At 61.0% G+C, this 19,045-nt stretch carries 21 protein-coding genes and 3 pseudogenes; 14 read left to right on the top strand and 10 right to left on the bottom strand.

Translation table 11 applies throughout. The features are described 5' to 3' along the window. Window positions 1–16 precede the first annotated feature (16 nt). The 3 genes from ABK249_RS27825 to ABK249_RS27815 are packed head-to-tail and all read right to left on the bottom strand — an operon-like array spanning window position 17 to window position 2,338. On the bottom strand, window positions 17–1,153 hold the full coding sequence (locus tag ABK249_RS27825; protein WP_210057171.1) for an acyl-CoA dehydrogenase family protein: 1,137 nt from the start codon (window positions 1,151–1,153) through the stop codon (window positions 17–19). Then, window positions 1,153–2,157: an acyl-CoA dehydrogenase family protein gene (locus ABK249_RS27820; protein ID WP_210057169.1), complete on the bottom strand. Its 1,005-nt coding sequence runs from the start codon at window positions 2,155–2,157 to the stop codon at window positions 1,153–1,155. Before ABK249_RS27820 ends, ABK249_RS27825 begins: the two co-directional genes overlap by 1 nt. A gap of 10 nt (window positions 2,158–2,167) precedes the next feature. Next, window positions 2,168–2,338: a hypothetical protein gene (locus ABK249_RS27815; RefSeq protein ID WP_210057167.1), complete on the bottom strand. Its 171-nt coding sequence runs from the start codon at window positions 2,336–2,338 to the stop codon at window positions 2,168–2,170. A 267-nt stretch (window positions 2,339–2,605) separates the two neighbouring features. On the opposite strand from ABK249_RS27815, the gene ABK249_RS27810 reads away from it, so the two are divergent. Further along, complete coding sequence (locus tag ABK249_RS27810) at window positions 2,606–3,367, top strand: IclR family transcriptional regulator domain-containing protein (protein ID WP_320443070.1); 762 nt, start codon at window positions 2,606–2,608, stop codon at window positions 3,365–3,367. A 182-nt stretch (window positions 3,368–3,549) separates the two neighbouring features. Here the strand turns inward: ABK249_RS27810 and ABK249_RS27805 are convergent. After that, window positions 3,550–3,669, bottom strand: a pseudogene (locus ABK249_RS27805) (GNAT family N-acetyltransferase); the annotation flags it as partial. Between ABK249_RS27805 and ABK249_RS27800 the strand changes: the two are divergent. Beyond that, a complete protein-coding gene (locus tag ABK249_RS27800; protein ID WP_210057366.1) occupies window positions 3,662–3,934 on the top strand; it encodes a hypothetical protein in 273 nt (90 codons plus the stop codon). The pseudogene ABK249_RS27805 and the gene ABK249_RS27800 sit on opposite strands and share 8 nt — an antisense overlap. On the opposite strand, the pseudogene ABK249_RS27795 reads toward ABK249_RS27800, so the two are convergent. After that, window positions 3,862–4,365: pseudogene (locus ABK249_RS27795) on the bottom strand (transposase); the annotation flags it as partial. The gene ABK249_RS27800 and the pseudogene ABK249_RS27795 overlap by 73 nt on opposite strands. On the opposite strand from ABK249_RS27795, the gene ABK249_RS27790 reads away from it, so the two are divergent. From ABK249_RS27790 to ABK249_RS27735, 12 genes are all read left to right on the top strand, one after another. Continuing rightward, window positions 4,250–5,737 carry an acetate--CoA ligase family protein gene (locus ABK249_RS27790; protein ID WP_320443069.1) on the top strand — a complete coding sequence of 496 codons (1,488 nt, stop codon included), beginning with the start codon at window positions 4,250–4,252 and terminating at the stop codon, window positions 5,735–5,737. The pseudogene ABK249_RS27795 and the gene ABK249_RS27790 sit on opposite strands and share 116 nt — an antisense overlap. Next, entirely contained in the window at window positions 5,734–5,955 is a 222-nt protein-coding gene (locus ABK249_RS27785) for an acetate--CoA ligase family protein (protein WP_210057162.1), read from the top strand. The genes ABK249_RS27790 and ABK249_RS27785 overlap by 4 nt, the downstream gene beginning before the upstream one ends. Further along, window positions 5,952–6,797 carry a MaoC/PaaZ C-terminal domain-containing protein gene (locus tag ABK249_RS27780; RefSeq protein ID WP_227705910.1) on the top strand — a complete coding sequence of 282 codons (846 nt, stop codon included), beginning with the start codon at window positions 5,952–5,954 and terminating at the stop codon, window positions 6,795–6,797. Before ABK249_RS27785 ends, ABK249_RS27780 begins: the two co-directional genes overlap by 4 nt. Before the next feature lie 13 nt (window positions 6,798–6,810). Continuing rightward, the gene (locus ABK249_RS27775; protein WP_210057161.1) at window positions 6,811–7,869 is read left to right on the top strand and encodes an acyl-CoA dehydrogenase family protein; all 1,059 of its coding nucleotides are present in this window, start codon (window positions 6,811–6,813) and stop codon (window positions 7,867–7,869) included. Beyond that, window positions 7,866–8,627, top strand: a complete 762-nt coding sequence (locus ABK249_RS27770) for an enoyl-CoA hydratase/isomerase family protein (protein ID WP_210057160.1) — start codon at window positions 7,866–7,868, stop codon at window positions 8,625–8,627. Before ABK249_RS27775 ends, ABK249_RS27770 begins: the two co-directional genes overlap by 4 nt. A gap of 1 nt (window position 8,628) precedes the next feature. Then, window positions 8,629–9,804: an acyl-CoA dehydrogenase family protein gene (locus tag ABK249_RS27765; RefSeq protein ID WP_210057159.1), complete on the top strand. Its 1,176-nt coding sequence runs from the start codon at window positions 8,629–8,631 to the stop codon at window positions 9,802–9,804. Window positions 9,805–9,831: 27 nt separating this feature from the next. Then, complete coding sequence (locus tag ABK249_RS27760) at window positions 9,832–10,755, top strand: SDR family NAD(P)-dependent oxidoreductase (protein ID WP_062653569.1); 924 nt, start codon at window positions 9,832–9,834, stop codon at window positions 10,753–10,755. 50 nt (window positions 10,756–10,805) lie between these two features. After that, the gene (locus ABK249_RS27755) at window positions 10,806–11,021 is read left to right on the top strand and encodes a hypothetical protein (RefSeq protein ID WP_062653571.1); all 216 of its coding nucleotides are present in this window, start codon (window positions 10,806–10,808) and stop codon (window positions 11,019–11,021) included. Then, on the top strand, window positions 11,018–11,272 hold the full coding sequence (locus ABK249_RS27750; protein WP_210057158.1) for an IS1096 element passenger TnpR family protein: 255 nt from the start codon (window positions 11,018–11,020) through the stop codon (window positions 11,270–11,272). Before ABK249_RS27755 ends, ABK249_RS27750 begins: the two co-directional genes overlap by 4 nt. Before the next feature lie 73 nt (window positions 11,273–11,345). Continuing rightward, window positions 11,346–12,962 carry a Mu transposase C-terminal domain-containing protein gene (locus tag ABK249_RS27745; protein ID WP_210057157.1) on the top strand — a complete coding sequence of 539 codons (1,617 nt, stop codon included), beginning with the start codon at window positions 11,346–11,348 and terminating at the stop codon, window positions 12,960–12,962. A gap of 6 nt (window positions 12,963–12,968) precedes the next feature. Further along, a complete protein-coding gene (locus ABK249_RS27740) occupies window positions 12,969–13,850 on the top strand; it encodes a TniB family NTP-binding protein (protein WP_092938780.1) in 882 nt (293 codons plus the stop codon). Continuing rightward, entirely contained in the window at window positions 13,828–14,703 is an 876-nt protein-coding gene (locus ABK249_RS27735; RefSeq protein ID WP_210057156.1) for a TniQ family protein, read from the top strand. The genes ABK249_RS27740 and ABK249_RS27735 overlap by 23 nt, the downstream gene beginning before the upstream one ends. Before the next feature lie 138 nt (window positions 14,704–14,841). Here the strand turns inward: ABK249_RS27735 and ABK249_RS27730 are convergent, their stop codons facing one another. The 5 genes and pseudogenes from ABK249_RS27730 to ABK249_RS27710 all read right to left on the bottom strand — a co-directional run. Then, window positions 14,842–15,825 carry a branched-chain amino acid ABC transporter permease gene (locus ABK249_RS27730; protein ID WP_210057155.1) on the bottom strand — a complete coding sequence of 328 codons (984 nt, stop codon included), beginning with the start codon at window positions 15,823–15,825 and terminating at the stop codon, window positions 14,842–14,844. After that, window positions 15,822–16,709, bottom strand: a complete 888-nt coding sequence (locus ABK249_RS27725; RefSeq protein ID WP_210057153.1) for a branched-chain amino acid ABC transporter permease — start codon at window positions 16,707–16,709, stop codon at window positions 15,822–15,824. The genes ABK249_RS27730 and ABK249_RS27725 overlap by 4 nt, the downstream gene beginning before the upstream one ends. Window positions 16,710–16,718: 9 nt before the next feature. Continuing rightward, window positions 16,719–17,438: an ABC transporter ATP-binding protein gene (locus ABK249_RS27720; RefSeq protein ID WP_210057151.1), complete on the bottom strand. Its 720-nt coding sequence runs from the start codon at window positions 17,436–17,438 to the stop codon at window positions 16,719–16,721. Further along, window positions 17,431–18,219, bottom strand: coding sequence for an ABC transporter ATP-binding protein (locus ABK249_RS27715; protein WP_227705965.1), 789 nt, complete (start codon window positions 18,217–18,219; stop codon window positions 17,431–17,433). The genes ABK249_RS27720 and ABK249_RS27715 overlap by 8 nt, the downstream gene beginning before the upstream one ends. 57 nt (window positions 18,220–18,276) lie before the next feature. Then, window positions 18,277–18,879, bottom strand: a pseudogene (locus tag ABK249_RS27710) (CoA transferase); the annotation flags it as partial. Window positions 18,880–19,045: the final 166 nt, after the last annotated feature.

The following is a 19,045-nucleotide window of genomic DNA, read 5'->3' as shown; positions in this document are numbered from 1 at the left end:
TTTTCGTCCCTTTTCTTCACCGCAGACCGAGGCCACGGGCAATGATCCCGCGCAGGATTTCGCGGGTTCCTCCCCGCAGCGAAAAACTGGGGGCGGCCAGTAGGATGCGCCGAAACACCGCCGCATATTCGGGGTCCGACGCATTTTCGTGCAGAACTCGCCGCGCGATTTCCGGCACGTCCTGTTCGAACAATGCACCCAGATCCTTGACGATTGCGGCCGCCAGAACCGGCTGCTCGCCCCGCGCCAGACGCCCGGCGACTGACAGCGACATTTGCCGCAGAATCATCAGCCGGGCGACCATGCGGCCCAGATCGGAGGTTTCTGCCGCGCCGGGCATGCGTTTGAGGCAGCGCAGCAACTCATCCACCAACACGAAGGATGAAAGGAACCGGTCCGGGCCGCTGCGTTCGAACGCCAGTTCCGACATGACCTGTGCCCAGCCGTCGCCTTCCTTGCCCAGGAGGGCGTCAGGGGGCAGCAGCACATTGTCAAACGACACTTCGTTGAAGTGGTGCTCTCCAGCGATGTCCAGAACCGGGCTGACGGAAATCCCCGGAAGGCTCATGTCCACGAGAACCTGACTAAAGCCGCCGTATCGGCTCTCGGCCTGGCCAGTAAGGCAAAAGACGATCATGTAATGCGCCTTGTGCGCGTATGTCGTCCACAGCTTGGTTCCGTTCAGGACATAGCCATCAGCCGTCTTTTCGGCCCGTGTCCGCGCGGACGCCAGATCCGAGCCGCTGTTGGCCTCGCTCATGCCGATGCCAAAGAAACAGGTTCCCGCCGCGATGCGCGGCAGGATGGTCCGGCGCTGTTCCTCGGTGCCATGGCGCAGGATCAGGGGCGCGCTTTGGCGATCCGCAATCCAGTGGGCCGCAACGGGCGCCCCCGCCGCGAGCAGTTCTTCGACGACGATATGCCGGTCCACGGCACTGCGGTCATGGCCGCCGTATTCTTTCGGCAGGGTCATACCCAGCCAGCCGCGTTCGCCCAGTTTCCTGCTGAAACCTGCGTCGAACCCGGTCCAGGATCGTGCCCGTTCGCGGGCGGGCAGATCCGTAAGCGCTTCGGCCAGAAAGGCGCGGACCTCATCCCTCAGCGCCGCCTGCGCCGGAGTCGTCGCTTCAAGCGGAAAGGTCGGAAGTGCCATCACGCCACCTTTGCCAGGTCGCAGGCGGTCAGTGCGGGCCACAGACCACGCTCGGGTTGGGTTTGCGCCCAGTTCGCCAGATACTCGGCCCATTGTGATTCAGAACCGTCCTCGTCCCGCCACGACCAGAGACGGCGGGTCAGCAGATGCAGGGGATATTCCTCGCTGAAACCGATCGCTCCATGAACCTGATGCGCGATTGACGCTGCGGCCGTCGCGGCCTCTGCCGCGCGCAGTTTTGCCGCGGCCGCAGTCGGAATGAAAACCTCTTCCCCCTGCGTCGCGAGTGTTTCAAAAGCTGCCACCGCCATGTCGGCGGCAACGGTGGCGGCACAGCTGTGGGTCGCAAGAATGGCCAGTTGGTGTTGGATCGCCTGAAACTTTCCCAGCGGGCGCCCGAATTGTTCGCGCACATTGCAATAGCGCAGGCACATATCGGCAACCGCCTCGATCGCGCCGGCCATCTGCACTGTGCGCAAGGTCGACATGATCGCGCGCAGAGCGACTGGGGACATTGCGACACGAGCCTGCGGCGCGACCGGTTCGGTAGCGACCAGCACATCACGCTCCTCGCCCGCGTGGTTGGTGCCCGCGTGCCAGAGTTCGGCGGCGGGATGCAGAAGGGACAGCCCGACACCGCCATCCAGTTTGGACAGGCAGACGACCGTGCGCAGATAACGCCCGAACGGCATCGCCGCCACGCCACTCCAGGCCAGCGCCACGGGCCCCTCGAGCGTTCCCAGCCCGGCCAGCGACGCCACCCAGTTGGCCAGCAGCGTTTCGCCCAGCGGCAGGGCAACGGCACAGGCCGCCGCCACCCGCACGGGGGCAAAGGCTTCCCGGGCGGAGAAACCGAATCCACCGTGTTCTTCGCTCAGCAGGGCGAGTGGAAACCCTGCCTCTTCGGCGGCCAACCAGAGAGCGGGGTCGAAACCCTCCCCCCCGCAACCGGCAAAAAGCTTCTCCGATGTCTCAAGGACCATGGAATAGGTCGAACTGTCCATTGCACCGCCCTCAGCCATGGGTCAAACGCGACCGCTCGACGCCAGCCCCAAGACCGCGCCTGCCGCACGCACGCACCGCCCGAACAATATCATATGCGCTGATCGCAAGACGCTTTCGCGCGACACTGGACATCATCGGGCCAGCCATGGCCCCAAGGTCGATAAATGCAGTCCTGGACATGATCCCCTCCGATTCTGAGAACTTCACCAAGTGAAATTTCATTTCATTATTAGCATAGTCCTCCTCATGCAAAATGCAACCTGGTTCGGCAGGCTGTTCACCGGTCACAAAAACGGCTATGTGAAAGCCGCAAACGGAGAATTTTCTTGTCACCCCATCCACTTCATTCTTGGCACCACTCTCGATCCGTGGAAGCCCCGGTTGGGGAAATGACAAGTTCGGGAGGGAATTGACATGGCCTACCAACCGGTGATCGCGGCCTTGCGGGTGCTCGACGTTCTGGCCGCGATCAACAAGACGACAGGAAACGCCACGGTGGGCGAAATTCACCGCCTGACATCGCTGGACAAGGCAACCATCGTCCGGATGCTGACCACGCTGGCCCATGCCGGATATATTGTGCGCGACAGCGACAGCCGGACCTACCGTGTCACCGGCAAGACCCTGCAGCTCAGCGTTGGCTACAACCGGCATCAGGCCATCGGCGCAATTGTGTCCGAGGATCTGGCGCAGTTCCGGCAATCCATTGGTTGGCCTTCGGATGTGTCGATCTTCGACGAGGACGCAATGCTGGTCATCGAGACATCGCGCGAAACCGAGCCGATGCGCTTTTTCCGCAAGCCGGGATACCGGGCACCGGTGCTCCACACCAGCCTCGGGCGGGCCTATCTCGCCTTCTGCCCGGAAGAGGAACGGCAAGCTTTCCTGGAGCGCGCACAGAAGAATCCCGCACCGGAATTCGCCCTCGCGCGCGCCTTGGACGCATTGGAAGCGCTGCTCGAAAACGTGCGGGCACGGGGCTATGCCACGATGGACGAAAGCTATTCGCGCGAAAACTACGAGTCCAAGTTTTTCAGCATCGGCGTCCCGATCAGGACGCACTCGCAGGTGTTCGGCGCCATGAACATCATCTATCTGCGCCGCGCCATGACGCCGGATGCGGCGCGCGATCAGTTTCTTGTGCCGCTGATCGAGGTTGCGGACAAATTGGCCGCGAAACTCGAAACGCATACGGGCGACATCGCCTGATATGTGTCGCTGCCGCGCGTCCCGACCATTCCACTCCCGAATGATGGAGTTGTCTAATCGCAGTTGGGGCGTCAAGAATATGCTTCCAGCTTCCGGAGCTTGGTTGGCCCCTGAACATTAAAGGGCACCGATATACGGTAGGCTTATATTGGGGCATTCACGGGCGATTTATTTATGGCGCGTTACGAGGCCCGAGGTGGAATGCGCCGAACCTGGAAGCCTGTCTTGTTCTGCTCGAAGCCTACATCGTGATAGAACTTCAATGTGGCAGCCTACTTTGAACCCGTGAGCAACATGACCTTGGAAAAAGGTGCGGAGAAACTCGCGTCTTACGACGAAGCACTGTTCCTGTTCGGTCCGCGCTTCGTGCAGATCTACGGCCAGGCGCAAAGCCCGATGACAATCACCTCGCTGCGGCGGAAGTTGGTCGGATCGTGTCCCAGGGGGTGTAGCTTCGGCGTTCGCCGTGCCTTCCGGGCAGAGCCGGGACTGGATCAGCTTGCCGCGGCGGGCAGGCTGATGAGGGGATCATCGCTCATTGTCGCGATGGTCTCAAGGGTCATTTAGCGTGATCGCTGGACGGCCCATTCGTCGTTCTGCTCGAGCAACAAGGCACCGACGAGCCTGACGACGGCATCGTCGTTGGGAAAGATGCCGACGACCTCGGTGCGCCGCTTGATCTTGCCGTTCAGCCGCTCGATGGGATTGGTCGAGTGCAGCTTGGTCCAATGCGCCTTGGGAAAGGTCATGTAGGCCAGCACGTCCTCCTCGGCACTGTCCATGAGAGTTGCGAGCTTGGGCACTTTCGGTCTGATCTGATCGGCGACGTTGCGCCACTGCTGGCTTGCAGCCTCCGGCGTGTCCTGGGCAAACGCCGTGGCAATGAAGGCGGAGACGACACGCCGACCGCTCTTCCCGGCATGGGCCAATGCGTTTCTCATGAAGTGGACCCTGCAGCGCTGCCAGGTCGCGGAAAGAACCTTGGACACGTCCGCCTTGGGATATTACGGCACCTTTTCCTCGTTTCTGGAAATGGACTTCCCCCTGCCGGGCAATGTCGGCATCGCCAGCCAGTCGGGCGCTTACGGAACGCATCTTGCGGCCGTGGCGCGGGTGCGCGGCCTTGGGACCTCGGTTCTGGTCACCACCGGCAACGAGGCGGATGTGACGGTCGCCGACGCCATCGGCTGGATGGCCGGCAGTGATGCGGTGGACGTGATCTGCGCCTATCAGGAGGGTTTTCGCGACGCGGACCGCATGATCGCCGCCCTCGATGCGGCGCGAGCGGCCGGCAAGCCGGTCTTCATGCTGAAATCCGGACGCAGCCCGATCGGCGCTTCGGCGGCCGCCTCGCATACGGCCTCGCTCACCGGGGACGATGCCGTGGCCGAGGCAGTTCTCGCCGAACATGGCGTCATCCGGGTGCGTGATACCGAGCAGATGCTTGATTTCGCCTACGCGGCGCGGCAGCGGATCTATCCTGCCCACAATAGTCTCGGCGTGATCACCATCAGCGGCGGCGCGGGGATTGTCGCCAGCGATGAGGCAGAACTGGTGGGCTTGCCGATGCCGACCATGCCGGCCGAGGCGCAGGTCCGGTTGAAACAGCTTCTGCCTTATGGCGCTCCGGCCAATCCGCTCGACTGCACGGCCCAGGCACTGAACGACATGTCATTGTTCGAGCAGTTCACCCGCGCGGCGATCAGGGATGGCGAATATCGCTCTATCCTTTGTTTCATGACCTATGTAGCCGGGAGCGCGACGCTTGCGCCGAAACTGCGCGAAACCTTGCACAAGATCCGCGCCGAATTTCCCGACCGGCTGCTGGCGCTCTGCATCATCGCGGATGATGCCGTCACGCGCGCGTACGAAGAGGCCGGTTTCCTTGTATTTTCCGATCCAAGCCGGGCCGTGCGGGCCATTGCGGCGATGGGACGGGTCGGCGAAATGATGGCCCGGAAGCCGAAGGCGCTGCCGGAACTGCCGAATGTCCGCCTGCCGGCCGTCAGTCCCGACGAATACGCGGCAAAGGCGCTTCTCGCGAAAGCCGGCATAGCGGCTGCCGCCGAGCGGATCGTGCACTCGGCGGAGGAGGCGGTAGCCGCCGCTGCCGAACTCGGTTTCCCTGTCGTGATGAAGATCGTTTCGCCCGACATCGTTCACAAGTCCGATATCGGCGGCGTCAGGCTGAACCTGGTCGATACCGATTCCGTCCGGGCCGCCTATCACGATATTCTTGGCACGGTTGGCAGGACGGCTCCCGAGGCGCGCATTGCCGGTATCCTGGTTGCCCGACAGCTTTCGGGTGGCGTCGAATGCCTGATGGGTATCGGCCGCGACCTTGTCTTTGGCCCCGTCGCCGGGAAATGATCCTGTCGATCAAGGCAGCGGCAATCCTGACCGGGGCACGCGGTCGCGCGCCCGTCGATCTCGATGCGCTTGCATCCATGTTGTCACGGCTTTCCGCATTTGCCGTCGCTGCGGGCCCTCGCCTGCGCGCGATCGATCTCAATCCGGTGCTCGCGCTGCCCGACGGGGCCTTCGCGCTCGACGCGGTGATCGAGTGCGATGAGGAGGTTTTGCCGTGATCGACTACGAAAAGTTGATGGCCTACGACATTCCCGAGGTCCGTCAGAGCTACGGTCCGCGCGAGTGTGCCTTCTATGCTTTGTCGATCGGTGTCGGACAGGATCCGATGGACCGCGGTGATTTGCAGTTTGTTGGCGCTGGCGCGCTGGCACCCTTTCCGACCTTGCCGCTGGTGCTCGGCCACCCGGGGTTCTGGCTTGCAAATCCCGATACCGGGGTCGACGCGCTGCGCCTTGTCCATGGCGAGCAAGGCATTACGCTGCATGCCCCGTTACCGCCTGAAGGTGTAGTGATCGGCAAGACCCGCGTTACCGGCATCATCGACAAGGGCGCCGGGCGCGGCGCGCTACTCTATACCGAAAAGGAATTGCGCGACGCGGACGATGGCAGGCTCTACGCGACAACCCATGCCACCACCTTCCTGCGCGGGGACGGAGGTTTCGGGGGGCCGGTCGGTCCGGTGAAGCAGACCCATACGCTTCCCGAAACGGATCCCACGTTTGTGCGCAAGACGCAAACTCGACCCGAGCAGGCGCTCTGGTACCGTTGGAATGGCGACGACAATCCCTTGCACATTGATCCTGATGTTGCCGCCAAGGCCGGATTCGAGCGGCCCATCCTGCACGGATTGTGCAGCCTGGGCATCGCCGCGCATGCTCTGATGAAGACGCTTTGCGCAGGCGATCCGACGCGACTCAAGGGGCTTGACGTTCGTTTCAGTTCGACAGTCCTGCCGGGGGAGACATTGCTTACGGAAATCTGGCCGGACGGCTCCTTCCGCGTGTGCGCGGCGGAGCGCGGCATGGTGGTGCTCGGAAACGGTCTCGCCCAATTCGAATGAGGAGGAAACGGCGATGGATGCAGCGCTCGCAACTGGCGAGGACAGGCTTGAGGGGGTGCGCCTGTTGGTCGAAAGCGCTGCAGGCATTGCCTCGCGCGATGGCGATCTCAAGGCGATTCGACATCTGCGCTTTAGCAGGCCGGGAATAGATCGAGGACGCTGGAGCGAGATCTCCGCCATGGGTTGGCTTGGAATTCGGCTGCCGGAAGCGGCAGGCGGCGCAGGCCTTGGCATGGCGGAATATGCGGCGCTCGCTGGCGAAGTAGGAGCGGCGTTGCTGCCCGAGCCGCTCATCGAGGCCCAGCTTGCTCTCGATTTCATGGGCAAGGACGCACCCGCCGAAGCGTTGAGCGGTGACAAGCTTATCTTGCCGGCCTGGCTCGATGCTCCCGATGGCCTCACGATCGCCGGAGACATCACGGAGGCCGAGGGGCGGATCTCGGGAAGACAGCGTTTCGTGCCAATGGCCGCCGCCGCCAATGCGTTTCTCGTCGTTTCGACTGAAGCCTGCTGGTTGGTCGACGCGAAAGCCGCGGGCATGTCGCTTGAAATCGAAAACACCATCGATGGCGGTCACACGGCGACCTTGATCCTCGATGGGGTCGAGGCGGAACGGCTATCTGCGCCAGATGCGAAGGCGCTCGAAGCCGCGGCCCTGGCCACGGCGTCGGCATTGCTTGGAATCATGGGGCGCGCCTTTGCCATCACGCTCGACTATCTCAAGACACGCGTCCAGTTCGGCCAACCTATCGGCCACTTCCAGGCGCTGCAGCACAGGGCTGTGGATATGGAAATCGAGATTGGCTTGACGCGGGCGGTGCTACGCGATGCCGTCGAAGCGTTCGATTCGGGCGACGACTGCCGTCGTATCGTCTCCAGAGCGAAGGCGCGGGCCGCCGATGCCGCCATGCTGGTTACGAGACAGGCGGTGCAGCTTCACGGTGCCATCGGATATACGGAAGAGGCCGATATCGGATTGTTCCTGCGCCGTGCCATGGTGCTGGCACCGCGTTACGGCAGCGCGGGTTTCCATCGCCAACGTTACGGCGGCCTGACGGAGGGGCGGCCATGACCGGGATTGCGGCGGCCCTTGAAGAGGGACTTCTGATCCTCACGATGGACGAGCCCGAGCGTTGCAATCCCGTCGGTCATGCAGTGCGACGCAGGTTGGTCCAGCTTCTCTCGGATGCTGAACACGACCGAGCCGTTCACGCTGTTGTTTTGACGGGTGCAGGTGGGCACTTTTCCACCGGCGGCGATATTCGTGACCAGAAGGCTGTGACCAACATCGCCGAGGCGCGCGATCGTTTCTCGGTTGTGAAGGATCTCGTGGGGCGAATGGTGAGGTTTCCCAAGCCGCTCGTCTCCGCCGTTGAAGGGTGGGCTGCTGGCGGTGGCTTCGCTTTGGCGTTGGCTTGCGAAACCGTCGTTGCTGCGGAAACGGCTCGTTTTGCCTCGAGTTTTGGCAAGATAGGTCTGATCCCCAGTATGGGGCTGCTGGCCACGCTGCCAGCGCGCATAGGCTTCGCACGGGCGCCGTATCATCCTCGCCTCGGCAACGATCGATGCGCTGGAGGGGTACCGCCTCGGCTTCGTGGACGAACTCGTACCGGAAGGTGGAGCGCTTGCCGCAGCCAAGGCTTTCGCCGGCACTGCGGCAGAAGCTGCGCCTTTGCCGAGGCCTATGTAAAGGACTTCCTCGCCTTGGAGGTCGACAGGGCGCTCGAATTCGAACGCCAGATCCAGCCGACGCTCTTGTTCAGCGCTGACGCGTTGGAAGGGCGCGCAGCCTTTTTCGAGAAGCGTGCAGCAGTATTCAGGGGAGAATGAAATGACAGCCATCGCTAGCCTGACGGCACCCGAGCCGCATGCGGACCTGAACACGCTTTCGGATGCGGACTTCCGCGCTACGATAGGTCGCTGGATCGCTACCAACTATCCGCAGGAACTGCGCAGTCCACCCAAGCGGCTGCACGCCGCAGAAGCCATGCCCTGGTACAAGATCCTGTCGCTGCAGGGCTGGGTAGCGCCTGGATGGCCGCGCGAACATGGCGGGATGGGACTCTCTCCCTCGAAGCTGCTGATCATGTTCGAGGAAATGGAGCGCTATGGTTGTGCGCGACTGCCCGATACTGGCCTGACCATGGTCGGTCCTCTCCTGATCGCTCACGGAACAGATGCTCAGCGCGCCTACCATCTGCCGAAGATCCTCTCGGGCGAAATAGTCTGGTGTCAAGGCTATAGCGAACCCAACGCCGGCTCCGACCTTGCGGCGCTCCGCACGTCGGCCGTGCGCGAAGGCGATCAGTGGGTGATCAACGGGCAGAAGATCTGGACGACGCTGGGCATGGACGCGCAATGGATCTTCGTGCTTGCCCGCACGGACCAGCAGGCCGCCAAGCAAAAAGGCATAAGCTTCTTTCTTGTGCCGATGGATACGCCCGGCGTGAAGGTTCGTCCGATCGTCAACATCGACATGCACGACGAATTCGCAGAGGTCTTCTTCGACGATGTTCGCATCCCCGCCGACTCGATCGTCGGGGAGGTGAATTCGGGCTGGACCACCGCCAAGAACCTGCTTGGCTTCGAACGTCTGTTCCTGGGCTCACCAAAGCAATCGGAAGGAGCGCTCGACCATCTCGAGCGGCTTTGCGACCATCTGGGAAAGAGCGCTGACTATGCATCACTCCTCAACGGATTGCGCATGGAGCTCGAGGACCACAAGTCCTTTTACAAGACCTTCGCAGACAAGGTGCGACGCGGCGAAACGCTCGGCCCTGACGTTTCCATGCTGAAGATCAACCAGTCCGCGCTCTACCAGGAGATCACAGACCGGATACTGGAGGTCGCCGGCGAACTGGGAACGCTTGCAGGGCCGCTGCTGGACGCTCCGACGCTCTACCCCGGCAGTGTCTTCCTTCAGGCGCGACCAACATCGATTTATGGTGGCTCATCGGAAATTCAGCGCAACATTGTTGCCAAACAAGTGCTCGGTCTCGGCCGATAAAACGCCTGTTCAAGGAGGGAATTCGAAATGACAGTCGATTTGGGACTGGAGGGCAAGGTCGCGGTCGTCACGGGAGCGGGCGGTGGCATCGGTCGAGGCATTGCGCTGGAGTTTGCCCGGGCGGGCGCTCGCGTGGTGATCAATGATATCGGCGTTTCACTGGGAGGGAGCGGCGAGCGCTCCAGCGCACCCGCAGAGGAAACCAAGGCGATGATCGAGCAGCTCGGCGGCCAGGCGATCATCTCGAGCGAAAGCGTGTCCGAATGGAACGCCGCACGCCGCACCATCGAAATGACCATGGACAGCTTCGGTCAGGTGGATGTGGTGGTCAACAATGCCGGGATCCTTCGAGACGTCATCTTCCACAAGATGGATCCTTCCGACTGGGAGGCGGTGATAAATGTGCATTTGAACGGCAGCTTCTATATGAGCCGTGCGGCCGCTGAGCCGTTTCGTGCTCAAGGCAGAGGCGCCTTCGTGCATATGACCAGCACCTCCGGCCTGATCGGAAATTTCGGTCAGGCGAACTACGCCGCGGCCAAGCTCGGCATCGTTGGCCTTTCGAAATCAATCGCTCTGGACATGAGCCGGTTCGGCGTGCGCTCGAACTGCGTCGCGCCCTTCGCCTGGAGCCGGATGACGAGCTCCATTCCTGCAACGACTCCGGAGGAACAGGCGCGCGTCGAACGCATGAAGCGCATGACGCCGGAGACCAACGCGCCGCTCGTCGTCTTCCTGGCATCGGCCGCGGCGGAGGGAATTACAGGCCAGGTTTTCGCAGCTCGTCTCAATGAACTGTTCCTGTTCAACGCCATGCGACCGATTCGCAGCGTCCAATCGGGAGGAGGTTGGACGCCGGCCCTGATAGCCGAACGCGTCCTACCCGCCTTCAAGGCGAGCGTCGTCCCGATGGAGCGTTCGGGTGACGTATTCTGCTGGGATCCGATCTGAGGACTGTGGAGGCTACCGTCAAGCCGACTCCACCCCTCTCTGTGCAGGAAATGACCGCGGCGGCACTGATCTGCGTGGCGATCGTTTTCGGTGTTTCGAGCGTCTTTGTTCGGTATCCGGCGGTCACGGGAGCCGGTGGTCTGGCATTGGTCGCCTTCCTCGTTCTTTCCTATCGGCGTCTGGGGCTCATCGCTTTGGTGCCGCTGTGGATCTCGACACTGGCCTTCGCCGGGGCGATCTGGCGCGGTGTGTGTCCCCGGCCATGACGCTTGGCGAATTGAAGCTGCGCAAAGGCCGCCGGTTCCTGTACGAATACGACCTCAACATTCCCTGGGAGCACGAGTTTCGGCTGGAGGAGCGCCAGCCAGTCACTCCGGGCGCTCACTATCCGGCATGCATGGGAGGAGACGGCGCCTGCCCGCAGGAAGACTGCTGTCGCTTTGCACTTAACCCCAAGAATCCGTCGCAGCAATTTCAGAAGGATAGCCTGGCACTTAATTTGAGAATAGGCACTTAACTTGAGAATTTCGCATAAATCTGATCAGTTAATGTGAGAATCAGACTACCGAGGAAATCGACGGTATCTTGCTGTGAGTGACGCCTTCCCTGACGAAGTTGACGAAGCGCTTTGGGATGAAGCGTGCCGGCGCGCAGACGCAATTCGAGACTTTTTGAAAAGCCGCACTGGCAGGATGTCGGTGGCGGATGTGGCGCTGCTTGCGACCGAGCTCGAAATCAGTCAAGCGACTGCATACCGCCTCATCAAGCTATTCCGGGCCGGCGGGACCGTGATGAGCCTGGTGGAGCGCAAGCCCGGCCGACCAGGAGGCCATCGGGTACTAGATGACAGGCGGGAGGAGATCATTCGGACGACGATCAGCCGGTACTACCTTACCCGCAATCGTGCGTCATTTACACAGCTGGTCCGGGATGTGCAGACGAACTGCATCTCCGCTGGACTTCGGCCGCCCCATCGCCGAACAATCAAAGCTCGACTCGAAGACATCGATCTACAGAAGCGGGCCAAACGGCGCGGCGAAGCCAAAATCGTCAAGAACACTCGTGCTGTTCCCGGGGTGTTAGCCGCCTCCCGGCCATTGCAGATCGTGCAGGTCGATCATACGAAAGCGGATATCTTTGTCGTTGACGAGGAAACGCGGCAGCCGATCGGCCGGCCTTGGCTGACGCTGGCGATGGATGTCTGCAGCCGGATGGTGACGGGCTTCTACCTCACGATGGATGCCCCTTCCCGCCTTTCGACCAGTCTTTGCCTTCTGCATTCCGTTTTTGACAAGTCAGCTTGGCTGCGTGAACGGGAGATCAGCGAGGCTTGGCCCGTTGCAGGTTTGCCAGATACCTTACACGTCGACAACGGCGCCGATTTTAGGAGCCAGTCTTTCAAGCGGGGATGCCAGGATGCCGGCATCGCGATCGACTGGCGGCCGCCAGGGGAGCCACGCTTCGGTGGTCACATCGAGCGTCTGATTGGGACGCAGATGGGAAAACTCCACCTGCTGCCTGGCACGACGTTCAGCAATGCCCAGGAGCTTGGCGAATACGACTCTAAGCGACATGCGGCACTCACTTTGCGCGAGCTCGAGCGTTACATCGCGCTGGACATTGTCGGCTCCTATCACCATTCGATACACGGCAGCTTGGGCCGGCCGCCGATTGCAGTATGGCGGGAGCACGAGGACGTGATACCGCTTCGACTTCCCCAGGACCGGATGCGTTTCTGGCTGACGTTCCTGCCGGAGCAGGAACGCACGCTGCGGCCAACCGGGATTCACCTGTTCGGGCTGCGTTATTGGTCAGCTGCCCTCACCGCCGATGTTGGGCGCTCTAACCGGCGTCTCCTTGTAAAGTACGACCCACGGGATATGGCTCGCGTCTTCGTCCGGCGCCCGTCCGGCAACTTCGTGGAAGCCCGCTATGCCGACGTTACCTTGCCCTCGGTGACACTACACGAGGCACTGGCGGCGCGCCGCGCGCTGCTGACAAAGGGGCGACGGGAACTAGACACCCGCACCATAGTCGGCACGGCAGTTGAGCAGCGCAAGCTGGTCGAGGCAGCAGTCAAAAAGACGGCGTTCGCCCGACGCGGTCCCGCAAGCCGCCACAAAACGAGAGTGGAAGACGGCGGATGGGGGTCGCTTCGCGGGATAGACTCCAGCAAACCTGTGGCCTTCGACGAGGACACGGAGTGAACTGGCATGAACACGGAAATCTCCCACCTAACCTCAAACGCCGCGGCTTTGCTTGCGGAGACGGATGCGCAACGCATCAGGGCGATCAGATCACGCCGCTGGCTGGTTTATCCGCGCGCCAAGCAGGTGCTTGAGCGGCTCAACCAACTGCTCGATCATCCACGCGGCACACGCATGCCTTCGCTCGCCATCTACGGCGACAGCGGAATGGGCAAGACGATGATCATGAAGCGTTTCCGTGATCAGCATCCACCGAGCTTCAGTTCTCTTACCGGCAAGTTGAAGACACCGGTTCTGGCCATGGAGATGACCAGCCGACCCGGCGAACGACGGTTCTACGCGGAACTACTAACCCTTCTCGGCGCACCGCAAAGGCCACGCGCCGATATCGCCCAGATGGAGCAGGCGGCGATGCGCATCATGGAGGCTATCGGCGTTCAGGTGTTAGTGATTGACGAGGTGCACAATATCCTCGCCGGAACCTATCGCGAGCAACGCATCGTCCTCAACACCTTGCGCTTCCTCAGCAACCGACTTCAGATCTCCCTCGTCTGCTTTGGCGTCAATGATGCCCGCGAAGCGATCGGTGGCGATGTGCAACTGGCCCGCCGCTTTGAACAGTTCACCCTAAGCCGCTGGGCTGCAAACGAGCAGTTCGAGATCCTGATCTCTTTGATCCTGCGCAACACGCCCCTACGCCAGCCGTCGGTGTTGACCGCAAAATCGCTACGGCGGATGTTGCAGATATCCGAGGGCATCACCGCAAACCTCTTCCATATGTTAAACACACTCGCAATCGAGGCCATCGAAAGCGGCCAAGAGAGAATTACGGACGCAGCTGTCGAGAGATGGGAGCCGGAGTTTGATGCGGAAGCCGCCTTCGCATGACCTTCAAGCCCCCCAGCAGTTGCCGGTAACACTGGCTCCCTGCACCGATGAGCTGCTGTCGTCGTGGGTTGCTCGGCATGCGGTGTTCTATGGTGTCCCTCCCCTTGCCATGCTTCGGCATTGCCTCCCAGAGACGCCATCCCTGCGCGCCACCGATCTTAGTCTCAACGACAATCAGATCCTCCGCCTGGCGCATATACTCTGCGTGGATGAGGCAACGATCCGCCGCACCACCTTCACAGATATCGCCCGGTCGTCGCGGTGCCTGATTGCGACGGATGCGATACAGTCATGCTCAACCTGTTGTCCCGCAAAGACGGAACCGAGAGCCATTCTTCGAAGTCAGTTGCTCGGCTGGCGTATCACCTGTGCTCTCTGCGGCGACCTGCTACAGAGCCCCTCGGGGGTTAGCTGCGCCTCAACCTTCGGTCACTATAGCGCAACGGCTCTCATCGGCGAACGGCTGCTCCACGATGAGGCCTCACGAAAAGCTCGAACCTGGGTATCACCGGCCAGGATTGCACAACTTTTGCTGATGCGCCGCGTGAAGAACCCCACCTTTGGAAATTATGAGCCATGGCGTTACCGGGTACTTGGCGCACTCATTCCTGATCTCGATGATGTCGTTGATCGGCAGAGTCTGCCAATGTCGTCATGCCCAATCCTGCCCCTGCACCTGCGGCCGGCTCTGCTGGCCGCAATAGCCATGGTTGAGCGCTCAGGGCCAGAGATGCTCGAAATGCTTTGCGGACAAATGAGGGGCGAGAACAAGGTGCGTTTCAGCAGCGCCATCAACGAGATCATGAGGGGTACCTCCCGATCAACCGCGTCATCCCAACTGCAACTAATCTGAGAATCTTCCCGGCAAGATTCTCACGTTAACTGCCAATTCTGGCTCAAAGCGGCCGCATTCTCACGGTTAACTGCCAACCAACACCTGCTTTTTCCTTCCTGTAACCTTGCGGAGACGATGAGCCTCCGCGTCTGATTGTTATTCTCGAGGCTCCGGCAAACGCTCGTTCGCTCGCAGCTTCCAGACGGCGCCGACAATTCCCTCCCTGAACATCAGGACACAGACGATGAACGTCGCACCCTGAATGGCCGTGACCCACGAGCCGCTCTCGGCGAGATAGGTCTGCATCGCGACGATGATGATGGCCCCGACTACGGGACCCAGCGTCGTGCCGAGACCGCCGATCAGCGTCATCAGCACCACCTCACCGGACATCGTCCAGTGGACGTCCGTCAGCGATGCGAGCTGGAACACCAGTGCCTTGGTCGCGCCTGCGAGGCCAGCGATCGCAGCTGACAACACGAAGGCAAGATGCTTGTAGCGATTAGAATCATAGCCCAGGGAGATCGCACGGTTCTCGTTGTCGCGAATGGCCTTCAGGGTCTGGCCGAACGGTGATTCGACCGCACGGTGCAGAACAGCAAGGCCGATCAGGAAAACCGCAACAACGAAGGCATACATCGCCATCGTGTTGTTGAGATCGATGATGCCAAACAGAAACCCGCGGGGAATTCCCTGCATGCCATTCTCCCCACCGGTGAGCGGGGCCTGTACCGCGAAGAAGTAGACCATCTGCGCCAGCGCCAGCGTGACCATGGCGAAGTAGATGCCATGGCGACGGATAGCGATCGCACCGATCACGTAGCCCAGCAGTCCGGCACCCACAGTCCCGACGAGGACACTGAGTTCCGGGGTAAGACCCAGGTCCCGCGCCGCGTAACCACAGAGATAGGCTGCGGAGCCGAAGAAGGCAGCATGTCCGAAGGACAAGAGCCCGCCATAGCCGATCAGAAGATTGAACGCACAGGCGAAGAGTGCAAAGCACAAGGCTTTCATCAAGAAGACCGGATAGACGACGTACGGCGCAATGGCAAGCACGGCCGCCGCGAGGATGAAAATCGCGATCCGGCGAGAAAGGCGGCCATTGTGCCGTGACAAGGGACGCGTCTTGGTGGTGTTCATTCGGCCCTCCCGAACAGACCAGTGGGTTTCACGAGCAGCACGATGGCCATGACGACAAAGATGACGGTGCTGGACGCTTCAGGGTAAAAGACCTTCGTTAATCCCTCGATGAGTCCGAGACCAAAGCCTGAGACGATGGCACCGAGAATCGAGCCCATGCCGCCAATGACGACAACGGCGAACACGACAATGATGATGTTGGAGCCCATGACAGGGCTTACCTGATAGATGGGGGCAGCCATTACGCCGGCAAGCGCCGCCAGTGCAACCCCAAACGCATAGGTGAGTGTGATCATCAACGGCACGTTGATGCCGAAAGCTTGCACGAGCTTCGGGTTCTCCGTCGCGGCGCGCAGATAGGAGCCTAATCGCGTTTTTTCGATCAGGAACCAGGTCGCGAAACATATGAAGAGAGAGGCGACCAGCACCCAGGCCCGATAGTTCGGGAGAAAGATGAAGCCAAGGTTCTGAACGCCCTGAAGCTGCGCGGGGATCGGGTAGGCAAGCCCCGACACGCCAAACTGGTTCCGGAAAACGCCTTCGATCAGAAGAGCGGTGCCGAAGGTAAGAAGAAGGCCATAGATATGGTCCAGCTTGTAAATGCGGCGGAGCATATAGCGCTCCATGGCGACCGCGAGCACGCCCACGATAAACGGAGAAAGGATTAGCGCACCCCAATAGTTGACGCCGAGATAGTTGAGCAGGAGCCACGCGGCGAAGGCGCCGAGCATGTAGAGCGCGCCATGCGCGAAGTTGATGATATTGAGCAGGCCGAAGATGATCGCAAGACCGAGACTTAGGAGTGCATAGAAGGCGCCGTTGATGAGCCCGATCAGGATCTGGCCGAGCAGCGCCTGCATGGGAATGCCAAGGATAGTCGTCATGCTCGCCTCCTAAACGCCGAGAAACGAGTGCAGGCGTTCTGCCACACCCGGATCATTGAGGTCGTCCTTCGCCACCATGTCGACCACGCGTCCGTTCTCGACTACGTAATGGCGGTCGGCGATGCGACTGGCAAAGGGGAAGTTCTGCTCCACCAGCAGGATCGTGAAGCCCCGCTCCTTGAGAAGCCCGATCGCGATGCCGATCTGCTCGATGATGACCGGCGCCAAACCCTCCGTAACCTCGTCCAACAACAGGAAATCGGCGCCAGTACGCAGGATACGCGCCATCGCAAGCATCTGCTGTTCGCCCCCAGAGAGTTTCGTGCCCTGGCTTCCCGCCCGCTCCTTAAGATTGGGAAACAGCGTGTAGATCTCTTCGATGGTCATGCCGCCCGGCTTGATCGTGGGCGGAAGCAGAAGGTTTTCCGTGACGTCGAGGCTTGAAAAGATGCCGCGTTCTTCCGGCACGTAGCCGATACCGAAGCGGGCAATCTTATGCGGAGGAAGCCGGGACAGATCAGCGCCGTCGAAGCGGATGTCACCGCGCCGCTCGACGAGGCCCATGATGGCGCGCAATGTGGTGGTCTTTCCGGCGCCGTTGCGTCCGAGAAGCGTAACGAGTTCACCGCGCTCGACATGCAGATCGATGCCATGCAGTACATGGCTGTCTCCGTAGAAAGCGTTCAGTCCCTCGATACGCAGGCGTTTTTCGCAATGGGTGTCAAGCATGGACGCCTCCGATATAAGCTTCCCGGACCGCCGGGTTTTGGGAAACAGAGGCGTAGTCGCCCTCTGCGAGAATGCTGCCTCGCGTCAGCACGGTGATGGTGTCGGAAAGGTCGGAAACCACATCCAGATTGTGCTCGACCATCAGCACGGTGCGGCCTTCGGATACACGCCGCACCAATTCGGCGACACGACCGATGTCCTCGTGGCCGAGCCCCGCCATCGGTTCGTCGAGAAGCAGCAACTCCGGATCGAGTGCGAGCGTGGTCGCGAGTTCGAGAACACGTTTGCGCCCATAGGAGAGGTCGCCGGCAAGCGTATCTCGATAGGTCTCGAGGCCGACCCATTCGATGAGCTCGTCCGCCCTAACGTGAAGCGGGTAAAGCGAACGCTTCGGCTTCCAGAAGTGGAACGAGGTGCCGAGCTTGCGTTGAAGCGCCATGCGAACGTTCTCAATCACCGTCAGATGGGGGAAGATCGAGGAGATTTGGAAGGACCTGACCATTCCGAGCCGGGCCATCGCCGCGGGTCCGGTTCTCGTGACGTCCCGACCATTGAAAACGATCGAACCACCCGTCGGGGTGAGGAACTTCGTCAAGAGATTGAAACAGGTTGTCTTGCCCGCCCCGTTCGGCCCTATAAGCGCATGTATAGTGTGGCGCCTCACGTTCAGATCGACGTTGCGCACGGCGACGAAGCCGTGAAACTCCATCGTCAGTCCGCGTGTTTGCAGAATATGATCGTCTACTCCTCCCGGCTTTACGCCGGCTTCGTTTCTCTCCATGGTCCTCCCCCGAGAGTTGATGTTGTTAGACCCGCTCGATGATCGTCGCGATCCCCTGTTCGTCATCGCGCCATCGATATACATGCCACGGCCTGTGCCGTCGCGCTGACGAAGCGCGAGCAAGATGTTGATCACCACCGGCGGCGCGCCACCTGCAATGTCTCCCGCGAGGAACACCGGTAGAGCCGGCACGCCATAATTACCGGCGGAAAGACCCAACAGTCCCGCCTCGGCGACGAAGTTCAGATCACGGTTGCCCTTACCTGCCTTTGGACCAGTCTGGTCCCAGCCGGGGATCGAGCAATAGAGCAGCCGCGGGTTGCGCTTTGCCAACACATCGTATCCGAGGCCAAGGCGGTCCATGCCCCCCGGCCGGAACTCCTCAATCAGTGCGTCCGCCTTTTCAATCAGCGGCCAGAGTACCTCCATGTCGGCAGGCGATTTCAAATCGACCGCCATTGACTGCTTGCCGCGGTTGAGCATGGCGAACAGCAGGCTTTCGCCGTCGACAATGGGCTTGTAAGTGCGCATCGCGTCGCCGTCGTCCGGACGTTCGATCTTGATCACCTGCGCGCCCACCTCAGCCCGCCTCGGGCTCGCGAGCGGCCCGGGAAGGAGCGTCGAGAAATCAATAACGAGAAAATCTGTTAAAGGAGGCATGCGGTAACCCTCATTCACGATCAGCCTTCACGAACCGCCGAAGTTTGGCGTCCGTTTTTCGATGAAGGCGGTGATGCCTTCCTGCGCGTCCTTTGACTGGAAGGCGAGGGTTGAGATCTCGGCTTCGATCTTCAACCCGTCTTGCAATGTGGTCGACAGAGCACGC

The organism is Neorhizobium phenanthreniclasticum, from assembly GCF_040066075.1.
GTDB classification, from domain to species: domain Bacteria; phylum Pseudomonadota; class Alphaproteobacteria; order Rhizobiales; family Rhizobiaceae; genus Neorhizobium; species Neorhizobium petrolearium.
This window is presented reverse-complemented; position numbering and strand designations above follow the sequence as displayed.